The following is a 15,562-nucleotide window of genomic DNA, read 5'->3' as shown; positions in this document are numbered from 1 at the left end:
AAGGGAACCGAGCGTACCATAGCCGTGCGGGTCCCACAACCAGGCGTGGAAGTCCCGCCAAGAGTTTTCCGCCAGGCCCCACAAAGCCTCAGGCGATCTTTTCAAGCATCGGTGATTCGACGAGCCGATCGAGCTCAACAAGTGTACGGGTCGACGCGCCGTACTGTGCCATGACGTAGGCTCGTCCCGCCGCGCCGCGCATAGCGGCCGTTTCCGGGTCGTCCAGATCGGCGATCAAGGCCTCGGTCAATTCCGCGGCATCGCCGACCTGGAGGGCGCCTCCCCTTGCAAGCAACTGCTCGACGGTCTCACGGAAGTTCGCCGTGTAGCGTCCGAACAACACGGAAGAACCAAAGGCAACCGGCTCCATCATGTTTTGTCCACCACGACCGGGGAGCAGACTGCCTCCCACGAACGCAACGTCGGCCAGACCCCAGATCGCCGAAAGTTCGCCCATCGAGTCGACCAGGATGACCGGCGGCGGGTCGATCTTCGACCTCAAGACATACGACTGGCTCCGCTGCAGCACGGGCTCGCCGAGTTGCCTGAGCCAGGCGGCAACCTTTTCAAATCGCTCGGCATGGCGAGGGACAATCACCAGGCGAAGCCGAGGGTGTCTCAACCGCGCGGCCCGATAAGCGGCGAGTGCCGCCGCCTCTTCCCCCTCCATCGTACTCCCCGCCACGAAGACGAGGTCGGACGCGGACAGCCCGAGTTCCCGCCGAAGCGCAAGGGTCTGCGGGTTGTTCCGGTCGGTCTCCAAGCCGTCATACTTAATCGAGCCGGTGACCCGAATCCGCTGGCGAGGGATCCCCAGATCCTCGAATCGCTCCGCATACTCGTCATTCTGGACGGCCACCGTGTCCAGCCTGCGGAGCGTCGGTCCGAGCGGGCCTCGAAGCCGTCGATAGCCGCGATGACTGCGATGGCTCAGGCGGCCGTTGACAATCGCCACCCGCGCTCCGGCTTGCTTCGCCGACCATACGAGGTTGGGCCACAGCTCGAGTTCCACCAAGGCGAGAACGGTCGGCCGAACCCGCGAAAGCGCCTGGCGAGTGGCCCAGCTAAAGTCGAGCGGCGCGTAGAAGGTGACCAGGTCGGGGAAGGTCCGACGAGCCACGGCCAACCCGGTGTTCGTTGTGGTCGAGACCACCACGCCCCATCCCGGCCGCCTGCGCGCTAACTCCTCGACGATCGGCCTGAGCAGCAGCACTTCGCCAACGCTGACCGCGTGGAACCAGAGGCAAGGACCGTCGCCGATCCGGAGCGGTGCCCTCCCCAAAACCTTCTCGGCCCAACCCTCGCGATACTTGCCCGCGCGAAAGGCACGGAGCAGCAGGACCGGCGAGCAAGCCAGAAGAATGATCAGGTAGAGCACGTTCAGCAAAAGCGGCATGGGGGGAATCCTTTCCCTTACCACGGTACGGACAGCAACGCGACTGGCCGAAAACTGACGAAGAGAGCAAGTGGCGTGCCCAGCCATTGTCAAACGACCGCAATGTGGGTCGCCACAGCCAATCATGCCGAGCCAGCGCCATCAACCAAGCCCTGAGCGTTGATGGCTCGATACCCTACCCCGCTCTCCAACTTCCATCCCTGAGACGAGATGCGTTGTCTCACCCCAGAAGATCTCGGCCCGAACGCCGCGCCAGGACTGTGGCGCGGCATCGAGCCGAGGTGGGTCTACCTTCGACACGTCATCATCGACGCTTAGAAAGGATCGGTCGTTGACTCGTTCCGCATGTGGCAAGCTTTGAATTTTTTACCCGAGCCGCAGGGACAAGGGTCATTCCGACCGACTTTTTTGCCAACGTTGCGAACCGGCTCCGGCTTCTTCTCGGTCGACTGCTGACTGGCAGCGATGGCAGCGTCTTGCTGGGCGCGAACCCCCGCTGAGGCGGACGCCGCCGCGAGCTCCGAGGGGGCCGACTGGTGGATCGACTGGGCCCGATCCAACTGCCAGCGGTTCCCGAGGTAAGAGAGGAACTCGGGATCGAACTGCTCGACCCGGAAGATCAGGTCGGTCACCTTGTCGGAGATGCCGTCCCACATCTCGGAGAAAATCTTCATCCCTACGCGCTTGTATTCGACCTTGGGATCGATTTGCGCGTATCCTTGCAGGCCGACCGAGCTCCGCAAGTGATCCATCGCCCGGAGATGCTCCATCCAGCTCGAGTCGAGAATCTGGAGCACGAGCACCTTTTCCATCTCCCGCATCTCGGGACGATGCCGCGCGTCGATCGCGTTGACGAGCAAGAGCCGAACGTCCTCGCGAGCCAGCGGCTCGAGTTCCACGGCGGTCGTCTCGACCCCCAACTCTTGCCGCGCCCAGGCCGCGAGCTCAGCCAAGGCCTTGGAATCGGGCGTATGAGCGGGCTTGCCCGCCGCAGGCTCAGGACCGTAGACGGCTTCGATCCGCCGTTCCAGTTCCTTGGAGAGCCGGGCCCCTGGATAGTGCTTGTGGGCCACGCCGATCAAGAGCTCTTCGATCTCGGGACGAAGCATCGGCCGCAACTCTTCGGCATCGATCGTCGTCCGGAAACGATCCGACGCCCACTCCGCCAGTCCTTCACGATCGTAACGCGGGCTCTGGCTCTGCGAACGCTCGGCGAGGTAGCGAGTCAGTCCGACCCGAACCGGGAACTCGGCCTCTTTTTGGCCGTAGAGTTCGCGGGCTTTGGCCACCACCTGGGCGACGACCTTGGGCTTAGGCAGTCCCGCCCACTCCGCCGGATCGATCACCAGGCCGAACTTGTGATGGAGCCAGCCGGCCAACGAGCGGCGTCCCCAGTCCTCCTGGAGAAATTCGCGAGCCGGCGTCAGGTCGAGCGCATGGATCGTGGTCGCCGCCTTCTCCACCAGGAATTCCTCGAGCTCGTCACGGTCGAACTCGAAGTCGTCCCGATCGTAATGCGCGAACTTTTTGAGATCCTTGTCCTTGAGATTCAGGCCGTAGCGCGCGTTGAACCAGGACGTGAGCGATTGCCAGGTCCAGTCAGCCGGTTCGGCATCGGCCGGCAGGTTCTCCTCGACCGCCTCACGAATCAGGTCCGCGACCTGGCGCTCGGCTTGGCGGATCGCCTCTTCCTGGGCGTCCTCGAAGGCCGTCCCCTTGAAGTCGCGTGCGTTCAGCTCGACCCCGAGCCGCTGCCCGGCCCATTCGGCGAAGCTCGACGTACCGTAGTCGTCGGCCAGGAACCGATTGGCCGCGTCCTGGACCTGGTTGTCGATCATGTCGAGGATCGAGTCCTTGGCGGGGATCCCGTCGAGCAGACGCTGGCGGAACGAGTAGATCCGCTTGCGCTGCTCGTCCATGACCTCGTCGTACTCGAGCAGATTCTTTCGGGAGTCGAAGTTCCGTTCCTCAACCTTCTTCTGGGCCCCTTCGATCCGCCGGGAGACCAGTCGACTCTCGATGGCTTCGCCTTCTTCCATCCCGAGCCGGGTCAGCACGGCCGAAACCCACTCGCCGGCGAACTTCCGCATCAGGTCGTCTTCGAGCGACAGGAAGAACCGCGACGAGCCGGGGTCGCCTTGGCGTCCCGCACGGCCGCGAAGCTGGTTGTCGATACGACGGCTCTCATGGCGCTCGGTGCCGATGATGTGCAGACCGCCGAGGCCAGCAACCTCGCGGCCTTCGGCCTTCATCACGGGCTCGTACTTGTGCACGGCCTCGGTCCAGATTTCGGGCGAGACTTCGAGGCGCGTCGGGTAAAGCGGCCGCCCATCCTCGTCGTTGAGCCGCTTCAAGTCGGCCCAGGCCATGAACTCGGGGTTGCCGCCCAGGATGATGTCGGTACCACGGCCGGCCATGTTGGTGGCGATGGTCACCGCCCCCTTCCGACCCGCCTGCGCCACGATCTCGGCCTCACGCTCGTGATACTTGGCGTTGAGGACCTGGTGCTCGATCCCATGCCGGCGGAGCATGTCGGCAAGTTCTTCCGACTTCTCGATCGAGGTCGTCCCGACCAGGATCGGCCGCCCTTTGGCGTGGATCTCGCGAATTTCGTTGAGGATCGCCCCGAACTTCTCGGAGTCGGATCGATAGATGACGTCGGAGTACGATTCCCGGGTGAGGGCCCGGTTCGTCGGGATCGCGACGACGTCGAGGTGATAGACCTTGTAGAACTCATTCGCCTCGGTCATGGCCGTGCCGGTCATGCCGGAGAGCTTCTTGTAGAGTTTGAAGAAGTTCTGCAACGTGATCGTGGCGAGCGTCTGGTTCTCTTCCTTGATCTTGACCCGTTCCTTGGCCTCGACGGCCTGGTGCAGGCCATCCGACCACTGGCGACCGGTCATCAAACGGCCGGTGAACTCGTCGACGATGACGATCTCGCCGTTCATCTCGACGTAGTCTCGGTCGCGCTTGTAGAGATAGTGCGCCTTGAGCGAGTTGTCGATCAGGTGCGGCCACTCCATGTTGCCGGGCGTATAAAAGCTCTCGATCCCGGCAATCCGCTCAGCCTCGCGGACCCCGTCGTCATTGAGGTGACAGGTCCGCTCCTTCTCCTTGACCTCGAAGTGGGTGTCTTTCCGGAGGAGGCGGGCAATCCGATCGGCCTCGGCATACTTCCGCACGTCGTCGAAGGCCGGGCCCGAGATGATGAGCGGAGTTCGCGCCTCGTCGATGAGGATGCTGTCCACCTCGTCGATGATCGCGTAGTGGAGCGGCCCCTGGGACTGAAGCTCCTTGGTGGGCTTCATATTGTCGCGCAGGTAGTCGAAGCCGAACTCGTTGTTGGTGCCGTAAGTCACGTCGCAGCCGTAGATCCGCTGGCGTTCCTCGGCGTCCATGTCCGACTGGATCGCGCCGACGGTCATGCCCAGGCCGCTGAAGAGCGGGGTCATCCACTCCGCATCGCGGCGGGCGAGGTAGTCGTTGACCGTGACTACGTGAACCCCACGCCCCTCGAGGGCATTGAGGTAGGCCGCCAGGGTGGCGACCAGGGTCTTCCCTTCACCGGTGACCATTTCGGCGATATTGCCGCCGTGGAGCACCATGGCGCCCATCAACTGGACGTCGTAGTGCCTCATCTTGAGGTAGCGGGTTCCCGACTCACGGCAGGCGGCGAAGGCTTCGGGCAAGAGCGCATCGAGCGTCTCCCCCTTGGAAAGACGCTGGCGAAACTCGTCGGTCTTGGCGCGAAGGTCGGCATCCGAGAGAGCCTTCATCGCCGGCTCCATCTCGTTGATCCGGCTTACGATCGGACGCATCCGGCGGATTTGCCGTTCGTTGGAGTTACCGAAGAGCCGGATCAGGCCCTCCGAAACACCCTCGGACATCGCAGAGAATGCGTCGGTCGTCTTATCCCAAATTTCGCTAAGCAGTTCCATTGCCAAGTTCGCCTTGCGCCGTGGATTCGGAATAGTCGCAATAAGTCAAGTGTACTGCCGATCTTACATCAGGCCGAGAACACCGTCAACATCGACGCTTTCTGCGCCATTTCAGGGATGTCTTACGGTTCAACGGACAACCAAACGCGAAGATTTCGCCAACGAGTTCGCCGGTTCAAGTCCATACTGATGTCGAAGCCTGGTCCCAACCTCCGTACAATGGGCCGCACCTGCTTCGGGAACGGCGGCGAAGACCCCTTGGGAGGTACCAGATCGGTGGAGCAATTGGTGACGGCCCCTCGACGGCTTGTGTTTCTCGGCAGCGGCACATCGACAGGCGTACCGGTCTTTGGCTGCGAGTGCGCGGTCTGCACATCGAATGACCCCCGCAATCAACGGACGCGCCCCAGCGTCCTGCTCTCATTCCCGCTCGGGAACCTCTTGATCGACACCACTCCGGAGATGCGTCTCCAACTGCTCCGCGAGAAAATTCGCAAAGTGGATGCGATCGCGTACACACACAATCACGCCGATCATCTCTTCGGGCTCGACGACGCCCGGCTCTTCCCGAAGTATCTGGGAGGACCGGTACCGGTCTACTGCGAGGCCGAGACCGAGGCGAGCATTCGCACGGTCTTCCACTATGCGTTCGTCGAGAAGGCCACGACGTTACCGCCTGGTTACGTCCCCAAGCTCCAGTTCGAGCGGGTCGCGCCCGGGGTCCCGTTTCAGGTCTTGGGCCAAAACGTGTTGCCCCTCCGGCTCGAGCACGGCCGGTTCCAGGTTCTTGGGTTCCGGATCGGCAACTTGGCCTATTGCACCGACGTGAGCCGGATCCCCGACGAAAGCTGGCCGTTGCTCGAAGGGCTCGACACCTTGATCCTCGATGCCCTAAGACACGAGCCGCACCCGACGCACTTCTGTCTCGAGCAAGCGCTGGGCGTCGTCGAGCGTCTGCGACCGGGACGGACCTTCTTGACTCACCTCTCGCACGGCTTCGACCACGGACCAACCGAGACGACCTTGCCCCCCAAAGTCGCTTTGGCCTACGATGGGCTGACTTTGGAGTTCTGAGAAGAGTCGCCACCGAAGTTCCAAGCCGCCTCAACGCTACTGAGGGGTGGTCGGAACTCGCTTGGCCGTTTGGGAGTTAGGCGCGAAATGGCCCCAGATCGATCGCTCGTCGAACGCCTGGCACGGCACGGGCAGGACTCCTTGCTGAGGTGGTGGGATGACCTCGGGCCGGCCGCACAAGCGGCGCTCGTTTCCGAGATCAACAGCATCGATCTGGATCAGGTCGACACCCTGATCGCGCAGATGGTCAAGGCGGACCAACCGGCGTCCATCCCTCCTGAGCAAGTCGAGCCGATCGAGGTCTTCAGACTCCCGAAAACGGACGGGGAACGGGTGGCTCGCCGGCACGTGGCCGAAATTGGCGACAACGCCCTGGCCGCCGGTGAAGTTGGCGTCGTGATCGTGGCGGGGGGTTCGGGGACCCGGCTCGGATTCGAGGGCCCCAAGGGAACGTATGCCATCGGATCCGTCTCAGGCGCAAGCCTGTTCCAGATCCACGCTGAAAAGATCGTCGCGATGGGCCGCCGTCACGGCAAGCCATTACCGCTCTACATCATGACCAGCCCGGAGAACCACGAGGCGACGGCGCGTTTTTTCGCCGAGCACGATAACTTCGGGCTCGACCACGTCCGCTTCTTCGTGCAAGGGCAGTTGCCCGCCGTGGATCAAACCACAGGGCAAATCCTGCTCGCCGCAAAGGGGCATCTCGCCTTGAGCCCCGACGGCCACGGCGGCACCTTGACCGCGCTGGCCGCCCGCCCCGCCGACGGCTCACCGAGCTGCCTCGACGAGCTTCGCGAGCGGGGTATCCGAACACTCTTCTACTTCCAGGTGGATAACCCGCTGGTTCAGATCGCCGACCCCGCGTTCCTCGGCCTGCACCGCGAAGCCGACGCCGAGCTCTCGTTCAAGGTGATCGAGAAGCTCGCCCCCGACGAGAAGGTCGGCGTCGTGGTCCGCGTGGACGGACATCCGCAAGTCATCGAGTATTCTGACCTCCCGACCGAGTTGGCCGAACGGCGCGAGCCAGACGGAAGCCTCGCGCTGTGGGCGGGGAGCATCGCCGTCCACATCCTGGAACGCGAGTTCATCGAGCGGCTGGTGGTCGACGGCGGCCTTCAGCTCCCCTTCCATCGTGCGATCAAGAAGGTTTCGTTCATCGATGACTCGGGCAAACTCGTGCAGCCTGAGACGCCGAACGCCGTCAAATTCGAGCGGTTTATCTTCGACGCCCTCCCTCAGGCCAGGCGATGGACGTTGGTCGAGACCGATCGCGCAGTCGAGTTCGAGCCGCTGAAGAATGCCACCGGTCCCGATTCACCAGCCACGGTCCGCCAGCGGATGAGCGACCTGTTCGCGGGCTGGCTCGAGAGTTCGGGGGTCCGGGTCCCGCGCCGCAACGACGGCTCGGTCCCGTTCGGAATCGAGGTCAGCCCCTTGTTCGCGCTCGACGCCGAAGAACTGAAGTCCAAGGTCAGCCCAGGTCTGGTGATCGACGGGCCGCTCTACTTGCGATAGTCGCCCGCCCTTTTTTTTGAGAGACGGCGAAGGCTCGTCGTCTCCTTTGTTATGGTTTCGCTGGACCGCCGAGCACCAGGAGAACAGAGTCGCGATGCTTCACGCTGTGGTCATGGCCGGAGGAAGTGGGACCCGCTTCTGGCCCAAGAGCCGACGCAACCGCCCCAAACAGTTGCTTCGCCTCTACGGTGACGCAACGATGCTCCAACAGACCGTCGCCCGGATCGCCCCGCTGGTCACCCCCGAGCGGACCCTGATTATCACCGGCAGCGACCAGGCCGACGCGGTCCGCGCGCAGTTGCCCCAACTTCCCCCCGAGAACGTGGTCGCCGAGCCCTGTCCGCGCGATACCGGCCCTTGCGTCGGGCTGGCCGCCGAGATCGTGGCCCGGAAAGACGCCGACGGCACGATGATCGTCATGCCGGCCGACCACGTGATCGAGCCTCGCGAAAAGTTTCTTACAACCGTCAGCGCGGCGGTCTCCGTAATCGACGCCGATCCCTCGGCGTTCGTCACCTTCGGCATCAAGCCGACTCACCCCGAGACGGGCTACGGATACATCGAGAGGGGCGAAGCGCTCCCCTCGAAAGCGGGGATCGCACTCCATCGGGTGGCTCAGTTTCGCGAAAAGCCGGATCGGGAAACCGCCGAACGATTCCTCGCCGAAGGGCGGTTCGCCTGGAACTCGGGCATCTTCGTCTGGCGGGCCCGCGCCATCCTCGACGCTTTGCAGACCCATCGTCCGGTCCTCGCCGCCGCGCTCGACCGCGTCGGCCAGGCGCTCGGCACGGCCGACGAGGAAGAGACGGTCGCCCGCGAATACCCGCTGATGGAGAAGGTGCCGATCGACAAGGCGGTCATGGAGAAGGCGACCAACGTCCGGGTCCTCGAAGTCGTCTACGACTGGAACGACGTCGGTGACTGGCGGGCCCTGACCGCCCTCGTCCCACCGGACGACCAGGGGAACACGACCCAGGGGAAGGTCTTCGCCAACGACACGACGGGCAGTATCATCGTCTCCGACGATGGGGGAGTGATCGCGACCCTGGGTGTGGATGACCTGGTCATCGTCCAGTCCGGAGGCGCGACCCTGGTCGCCCGAAAAGACCAGCTCGATAAGCTCAAAGCGCTCGTCGAAGGCCTGGATAAAGGCGGTTTCGGGTCACTGCTTTGATCGGAGCCTGCCGGCTACATCACCACTCAGGAAAACATGCTAGCACGAGGCTTGGCCGGTTCATTTTTCAGGTCATTCCTCGTGTTCGGAGTCGGTCATGCCCCGGATTCTTGGCCTCGATTTCGGTACCAAGCGGGTCGGAGCCGCGGTCAGTGATCCGAGGCGGATGATCGCCACCCCGCTCGAAGTCCACGAGCGGACCGACCTCGCACAAGACGCGCGCCACTATAAGAACCTGGTGAGCGAACACGAGGTGGATCGGATCGTGATCGGACTCCCCCTACACACCGGGGGGCGCGAGGGAACGTCGGCCTCCAAGGCGCGAACCTTCGGCACCTGGATCGCCAATGCGACGGGCCTGCCGGTCCTCTACTACGACGAACGCTACACGTCGTCCGAAGCGGAAGACGCCCTCATCGCCATCGGCATGAAGCGGCACAAACGAAAAGGCTACCGCGACATGCTCGCCGCACAGATCCTGCTCCAGAACTACCTCGACGCCGGCTGTCCCGAGACCGAACTGCCGGCCACCCCTCTGGCCGACCCTGTTGATGTTGATGTCGAGGAGGAGTCTTGAGCCGTACTCTGATCGTCGGTTGCGGCTATCTTGGCCAGCGCGCCGGCAAGCTCCTGGCGGCCCGGGGCGAAACCGTCTACGGCACGGTTCGCTCCCCCGCCCGCGCAGCGAGCCTGCTGGAAGCGGGTATCGAACCGGTGATCGCGAACGTGCTCGCGACCGACTCACTGGCGGCCCTGCCCGACGTCGACCGCGTGCTCTACTGTGTCGGCTTCGACCGGTCGGGTGCCGACTCAATGCGGACGGTCTACGTCGAAGGGGTCCGCAACTTTCTCGAGCACTTCCCAGGGACCCCCGACCAGTTCGTCTATGTGAGCTCCACCGGAGTCTACGGCCGTAACGACGGGGGCTGGATCTTCGAGGACGATGCCGCCGAGCCGGCCCACGAATCCGGCCGCGTCTGCCTCGACGCCGAAGCGGTCACGCGACGTCTGGGGCCGGGACGGAACCTGAATCCCGTCGTGATCCGCTGTTCCGGCCTGTACGGTCCCCATCGGATTCCGCGCAAGGCGAGCCTGGCACGAAACGAGCCGATCACCGGCGACCCGACCAAGTTTCTCAACCTGATCCACATCGACGACGCCGCAAGCTTGGCGGTCGCCACCCTCGATCGGGGCGAACCCGGCCGAATCTACCACGTGAGCGACGATCGTCCGGCCGAGCGCAAGGAGTTCTACAACCTCGTCACGACCCTGCTGGGGATCGCCCCCCCTCGGTTTACCGCCTTGACTCCGGACAACCCGGCTGCCGCGCGAGAGGAATCAAACAAGCGGATCTCAAATCGGCGGATCCGGTCTGAGCTCCAGGTGGAGCTGACCTTCCCCGATATCCAAAGCGGCGTTCCCGCTGCCATCGCCGCCTCCTGAGAGGAAAATCTCAGCTGACGGCCCGCCTCTTGCATGTCGTGCCTAATCAATCGCCGACGCACGAGACGATGACCAGGTTCATCGTCCGCGTTCGGCTTGAGTCTCCTGGCTCGATCTGGAGGAAGCAATCATGACGGCCTCGTTTGAGAAGGCAATGAAGCTGGCGGTTCTCAGCGGACTGAAGGCGGCGCTCGGTCCCGCGCTGCTGAAGACGGCTCAACGTAAGCCGGACGCGAGCCATTGGGTCGCCGCAGCGATTGGGGAGATGGTTCTCGACAAGGTCGGGTTCGTTCCGAGTCGGAGAAGCCTCCCCTTGTTGATCCCGCATGCCATCTCGGGGGCCTGGGTCGCAATGGAGAGCATGCGTGAGGATGGCGACGAAGATCCGTGGGCCGCGCCCATGGGAGCCGTCGTGGCTGCCGGAGTTGCCACGATCGCCCCGATGCTCCGGGTCACGGGTTCCACAGTCCTCAGAATTCCCGACGCGGTCCTGGGTGTGGCCGAAGACTACTTCGCACTCAAGTTGGGAACCGAAACGCTTGGCCTGACGATGAACGATGTCAGCGACGCGGCCAAGCAGTCCGTCGAGGAGATCAAGGAACGGGTGATGCCCGTCGTTCAATCGATTGGCGCGGGCTCGATGTAACAGCCGAGCGGCCCTTTGGAGATGGCCATCCTTGGATCGGCGCCGAATCCGAGGACCTGCTCACATTTGAGCTCGGCCTTCTCCCGGTGGGTCGTATACACGATGGCACGACCCGAGTTGTGGATCCGCCAGGTCAACTCCGTGGCCGTGTTCAACGGATGGCCAAAGAGCTTCGTCAGCAGCTCGATCACATACTCAAAGGTATGTTCCTCATCGTTCAGAATGATGACGTGATACGGGGGCTGACGGCGCGTCTTGGTCGTCGTGTCCGTTTTTGACTTGGGTTCGGTCTCCGTCGTGACAACCGGTTCTTCCAAGGTCATATCGTTTTCTTGGGTGTCGCTCATCGGGCGGCTCCCGGACTTGTGATTGAAGCGAAGGGGACGATCTGACTACTATATCCTGAGCGCCGTCTCTTTCGTAAATGGCAACGCTTTATCGTCTGGCGGCGTTGAGGAGAATCGATGTCCGAGATGAGTTCCGGTACGGCCCTGCGGCAACTTCACCAAGCCCAGGCCGGATTGAAGAAAGCCCGACAAGCGCTCCGCATGGTCCGAGGCAATCCCGACAAAGCACCGAGTGTCCTCAAAATCGGCTGGGAAAGTTTGGCGCAGTGCCATCGGCTGGTCGGGGCAATTCCGCTCGCGGCGGCCGACGAGTCGGTGATGACCAAGCAACTCGCGGTCCAACGCTACGCCACGTCCCTGCTCGTCCGACTCAGACGAGTGGCCCGCAACGACTTTACGGGCGACGATGATGACGATCTCGGCGACGACGAGTCGTGAATCCCTTGAGCGTTCCTCGCCCGGGCCTCGCGCACTTGCCGAAGAGGCCCGGCGACGACTATTGAAGCCCATTCTTGACGATTGATCGCAGCGCCCTATCTATCTCCTTGAGCCTTTGAGAATGATCCGTCCGCAACGCCCTCCCGCCGAGGTTCCGTCTCTCACTCCCATGCCCGACCGGAGCCTGGAAACCTCGGGGGATCTCCCCGTCGTGGCGGTTCGGTCGCCGGGATACCATCCGTTCGTCTATCGAAAAATGGTGATCGGACCGGTCGGAGGGAGCCGTCCCATGGACGGCGACATCGTCCGCGTCGTCGATCGCGAAAATCTTCCCCTGGGCTTCGGCCTCTGGAACGGTCGCTCGCAGATCAGCCTCCGACTACTCTCCCAAGGGGTCGACCCCCCGACCCTGGCCTTCTGGACGAACCGGATCGACCGGGCCATCGCCTTGAGACGAGAGACCCTCAGCCTCGACGCGGTCACAAATGCATACCGCGTGCTCCATGCCGAGGGTGACGGGCTTTCCGGCCTGATCGTTGACCGGTTCGACGACGTGCTCTCAGCCGAAATCTTCAGCCTCGGTATGTATCAGCGGATCGGGCCTATCCTCTCACTGATCGCCGAACGGCTCGGAACGAAACACGTCCGCGTCAACGTCGACGAACGGATTGCCATGGCCGAGGACTTCTCGGGTCGGCCCGTCGTCAGCCCGAAGCTGCCGCCCCGCGTAACGATCCAGGAGAATGGAGTCCGATACCGGGTCGTCTTCGAAGGGAGTCACAAGACCGGTTTCTTCTGCGACCAACGCGAGAACCGCCAGGCCCTGCTCCGTTACACTCCCGGCCGGACAATGCTCGACGTCTGCTGCTACACGGGCGGGTTTGGGATCTCCGCCCTCACCAAGGGGGGGGCCACGGAGGTCACCGGGGTGGACCTCGATGAGAAGGCCATCGCGCGGGCACGCGACAACGGCAACCTCAACCAAGTGCGCCCCACCTACGTCCATGCCGACGCATTTGGCTACTTGAGGCAGATGAGGGTCAATGAGCGAGCGTTCGGCGTCGTCGTCCTCGACCCTCCCAAGCTCATTCCGGGACGGCTCGACATCGCGACGGGCAAGCAGAAATATTTCGACATGAACTTCCTGGCCATGAGCGTGGTCGAGCCGGGGGGCTTCCTGCTGACCTGCTCCTGCTCGGGCTTGCTCCCTCCCGAAGAATTCCTCCATCTGCTCCGGGCCGCAGCCCGCAAGGCGGGTCGATCGGCGCAAGTCCTGGCCGTCACAGGTGCCTCGCCGGACCATCCCGTCGGGCTCGACGCTCTCGAGGGGGCCTACCTCAAAGGGGTCTGGCTTCGGATGGGAGAGAAAACCGGGGTTGTCGGGTCGTCGACCTTCGAAGACGATGACCGGATCGAGCTCGATTGACGGAACCTGGGATCGGAAGAGGCCAACGTCTCTTCCGGCCTCGGCCTGCCTTGCGTAGGATGAAGAAGTCCCCACCGGGTTGCTCCAATTCGGAGAGCTTACGTGTCGCTCCGCGCTGTGATCGAGGGTTCGTCGTGCCCAGCTTGACCGTTGAGAATTACGTCAAGGCGATCGCCCAGATTGCCGCCCGCGACCGGGCCGATGCCGCCGTCGCGACCGGTGAGTTGGCCCATGCCCTGAACGTCTCGCCAGGGACGGTGACAGGGATGCTAAAAACCCTCTCCGAGGCAAGCCTGGCCACTTATACGCCCTATGAAGGGGCGAGGCTGACGGCATCGGGGCAACGGCTCGCGATGAAGGTCATCCGCCGCCATCGCCTGCTCGAACTGTTCCTCGTCGAAACCCTGAAAATGCCCTGGGACGAGGTTCACGAGGAGGCCGAGCACATGGAGCACGCGGCCTCCGAGCGGCTCATCGACCGCATCGACGCCTTCCTCGGGCATCCGAGCGTCGACCCCCACGGCGACCCGATCCCAAGCGCGGATGGCTCGCTCAAGGAACCCGAGGGGATCCCGCTGGCCCGCCTTCCCCGTGGCCAGCAGTTCCGCGTCGTCCGGGTCGTTGACCAGGATCCCGCCTTCCTCCGCTACCTGAGCGAATGCGGACTCGACTTGCACGCCCTCGGCGAACTGGCCGAGAACCGGCCCGAGGCGGGTGCTCTGGTCATTCGCCTCGCGAATCGGTCGGTAGCCCTGGGCCATGACGCCGCCACGAAGGTCCTGGTCGCACCTCAAGCCGCCCCTTAAAGAATCCCTCGCTCGATCGCCGCGATCGAAGCTGGCAAGCCAGGTAAGCCGCGAAACGGAAAAGGAGCGTGCCTGTTGGAGCGCTGGGCCACCATTCTGGTCCTGACCGTGGGGGGTGCGATCGGGGTCAATGCCCGCCACTTTGTGGGTATCTGGGTCCGGAATTGGGCCGGCCACCACTTCCCCTGGGGCACGTTCCTGATCAACGTCAGCGGCTCGTTCGCCATCGGCTTCTTGGCGATGGCGCTCGATCGCTGGCTCCCCTCCCCTCGCCTCCGTCTCCTCATCGTGACCGGATTCCTCGGCGGTTATACGACCTTTTCCTCGTACATGATCGAATCGATGCTCCTCTGGGAGCGGGGGGAAGCGCTCCGTGCCTGCGCCTACTTCTTGGGGAGCGCAGCGGCCGGACTCGTGGCCGTCATTGTGGGCATGGCACTCGGCCGAAGCATCGGCTGAAAGGGACAAGCCCCCAGCCGTGGAAAGTCAACCGGGTGAGCTCCACCATCCCACCTCAATCCTCGGCGCTGACCTTCCGGATATCCTCAATGACGGGGGCCAGCAACGTCAGCAGCGCCGTGACGATCCCCTCCGTCAGTTCCGCGATCGGCCTGGAGGCAACGGGCAAGCCTAAGCCTGTCGGAATTTCTTCGGGGGCCAGAGCGATCAACGCACCGACGCACTCCGGGTTTTCCGGATCGATCGGCATCAGTTGGCGGCACTCCGATACCGTCAGGCTGTAATTCCGCCGCAAAAGCAGTGTGCTTACGGCCATCAAGTGGGGTAGGACGGTCCCCGGGTCGGAGCGACCGTTGTCGATCCAGATCAACTCGGTGAGCAGATCGGTGCCGTCCGGGTCTTGGATCCACCCATATTGAAGGTCGATACTGCCATCGGCCAGGATTCGTGGAAACTTCCGCAAGTCGAGCCGAGGGAAAGTCCACGCCTCTCCATTGGCCAGCAAGATCGGCTCACCCTCTACGCGATCGGTGATCCGGCGAAACGGTTCTGAGAAGTCATCCGGCCAGGGGTCGGCCAGAGCATCGTCAAGGGCCCGCTCAACCCATGAAATCATCATTTCTCGTCGGTGTTCCGAATCCAAATCGGCTTCGCCGATGCCGGACGCCCGATCGAGAGCGATGGCCAGAACAGACCGACGAATCGCCTCGTCACCGAGGCCCTCGGATCGATGCTGTCGCACTTTGGCGACGACCAGGGAGACCACCATTCGCTGGAGGAATTCCTCAGCCTCCTGGTGATTGTCTCCATTGGGCCCGAGAATCTCCGTCCGGTCAGTCATAACACCCTCTTCAATTCTCTTCTCCACGATGTTACCAGGCTCTACGCCCCCGTAGA

Annotated in this window: 14 protein-coding genes; 10 read left to right on the top strand and 4 right to left on the bottom strand. The window is 63.2% G+C overall.

The features are described from left to right. Positions 1-88 precede the first annotated feature (88 nt). Together SINAC_RS25435 and secA are read right to left on the bottom strand one after the other, a co-directional pair. Positions 89-1,396, bottom strand: coding sequence for a 3-deoxy-D-manno-octulosonic acid transferase (locus tag SINAC_RS25435; protein WP_015248437.1), 1,308 nt, complete (start codon positions 1,394-1,396; stop codon positions 89-91). 314 nt (positions 1,397-1,710) lie between these two features. Beyond that, on the bottom strand, positions 1,711-5,334 hold the full coding sequence (gene secA, locus SINAC_RS25430; protein WP_015248436.1) for a preprotein translocase subunit SecA: 3,624 nt from the start codon (positions 5,332-5,334) through the stop codon (positions 1,711-1,713). Positions 5,335-5,622: 288 nt separating this feature from the next. On the opposite strand from secA, the gene SINAC_RS25425 reads away from it, so the two are divergent. The 6 genes from SINAC_RS25425 (at position 5,623) to SINAC_RS25400 (ending at position 11,189) form a co-directional block, all read left to right on the top strand. Further along, complete coding sequence (locus SINAC_RS25425; RefSeq protein ID WP_237722751.1) at positions 5,623-6,408, top strand: MBL fold metallo-hydrolase; 786 nt, start codon at positions 5,623-5,625, stop codon at positions 6,406-6,408. Between the two features lie 87 nt (positions 6,409-6,495). Beyond that, positions 6,496-7,926: a UTP--glucose-1-phosphate uridylyltransferase gene (locus tag SINAC_RS25420; protein WP_015248434.1), complete on the top strand. Its 1,431-nt coding sequence runs from the start codon at positions 6,496-6,498 to the stop codon at positions 7,924-7,926. A gap of 94 nt (positions 7,927-8,020) precedes the next feature. Next, the gene (locus SINAC_RS25415; RefSeq protein ID WP_015248433.1) at positions 8,021-9,100 is read left to right on the top strand and encodes a mannose-1-phosphate guanylyltransferase; all 1,080 of its coding nucleotides are present in this window, start codon (positions 8,021-8,023) and stop codon (positions 9,098-9,100) included. A 97-nt stretch (positions 9,101-9,197) separates the two neighbouring features. After that, positions 9,198-9,677 (top strand): Holliday junction resolvase RuvX, encoded by a 480-nt coding sequence (gene ruvX / locus SINAC_RS25410; protein WP_015248432.1) that lies wholly within the window; start codon positions 9,198-9,200, stop codon positions 9,675-9,677. Continuing rightward, positions 9,674-10,543, top strand: a complete 870-nt coding sequence (locus SINAC_RS25405) for an SDR family oxidoreductase (RefSeq protein WP_015248431.1) — start codon at positions 9,674-9,676, stop codon at positions 10,541-10,543. The genes ruvX and SINAC_RS25405 overlap by 4 nt, the downstream gene beginning before the upstream one ends. A 130-nt stretch (positions 10,544-10,673) precedes the next feature. After that, positions 10,674-11,189 carry a hypothetical protein gene (locus tag SINAC_RS25400; protein ID WP_015248430.1) on the top strand — a complete coding sequence of 172 codons (516 nt, stop codon included), beginning with the start codon at positions 10,674-10,676 and terminating at the stop codon, positions 11,187-11,189. Here the strand turns inward: SINAC_RS25400 and SINAC_RS25395 are convergent. Next, positions 11,162-11,536: an ATP-dependent Clp protease adaptor ClpS gene (locus tag SINAC_RS25395; RefSeq protein WP_015248429.1), complete on the bottom strand. Its 375-nt coding sequence runs from the start codon at positions 11,534-11,536 to the stop codon at positions 11,162-11,164. The two genes, SINAC_RS25400 and SINAC_RS25395, sit on opposite strands and share 28 nt — an antisense overlap. A 117-nt stretch (positions 11,537-11,653) precedes the next feature. On the opposite strand from SINAC_RS25395, the gene SINAC_RS25390 reads away from it, so the two are divergent. From SINAC_RS25390 to crcB, 4 genes are all read left to right on the top strand, one after another. Beyond that, on the top strand, positions 11,654-11,974 hold the full coding sequence (locus SINAC_RS25390) for a hypothetical protein (protein WP_015248428.1): 321 nt from the start codon (positions 11,654-11,656) through the stop codon (positions 11,972-11,974). 121 nt (positions 11,975-12,095) lie between these two features. Then, complete coding sequence (locus SINAC_RS25385; RefSeq protein WP_015248427.1) at positions 12,096-13,400, top strand: class I SAM-dependent rRNA methyltransferase; 1,305 nt, start codon at positions 12,096-12,098, stop codon at positions 13,398-13,400. Between the two features lie 134 nt (positions 13,401-13,534). Next, positions 13,535-14,206, top strand: coding sequence for a metal-dependent transcriptional regulator (locus SINAC_RS25380; protein WP_015248426.1), 672 nt, complete (start codon positions 13,535-13,537; stop codon positions 14,204-14,206). Positions 14,207-14,281: 75 nt separating this feature from the next. After that, entirely contained in the window at positions 14,282-14,665 is a 384-nt protein-coding gene (crcB, locus tag SINAC_RS25375) for a fluoride efflux transporter CrcB (RefSeq protein ID WP_015248425.1), read from the top strand. 55 nt (positions 14,666-14,720) lie between these two features. On the opposite strand, the gene SINAC_RS25370 is transcribed toward crcB, so the two are convergent. Next, positions 14,721-15,506 (bottom strand): hypothetical protein, encoded by a 786-nt coding sequence (locus SINAC_RS25370; protein ID WP_015248424.1) that lies wholly within the window; start codon positions 15,504-15,506, stop codon positions 14,721-14,723. Positions 15,507-15,562 lie beyond the last annotated feature (56 nt).

This window comes from Singulisphaera acidiphila DSM 18658 (genome assembly GCF_000242455.2).
In the GTDB taxonomy this organism is placed as follows: Bacteria; Planctomycetota; Planctomycetia; order Isosphaerales; family Isosphaeraceae; genus Singulisphaera; species Singulisphaera acidiphila.
The sequence above is the reverse complement of the archived record's forward strand: the minus strand, read 5'-3'. Positions and strand labels throughout refer to the sequence as shown.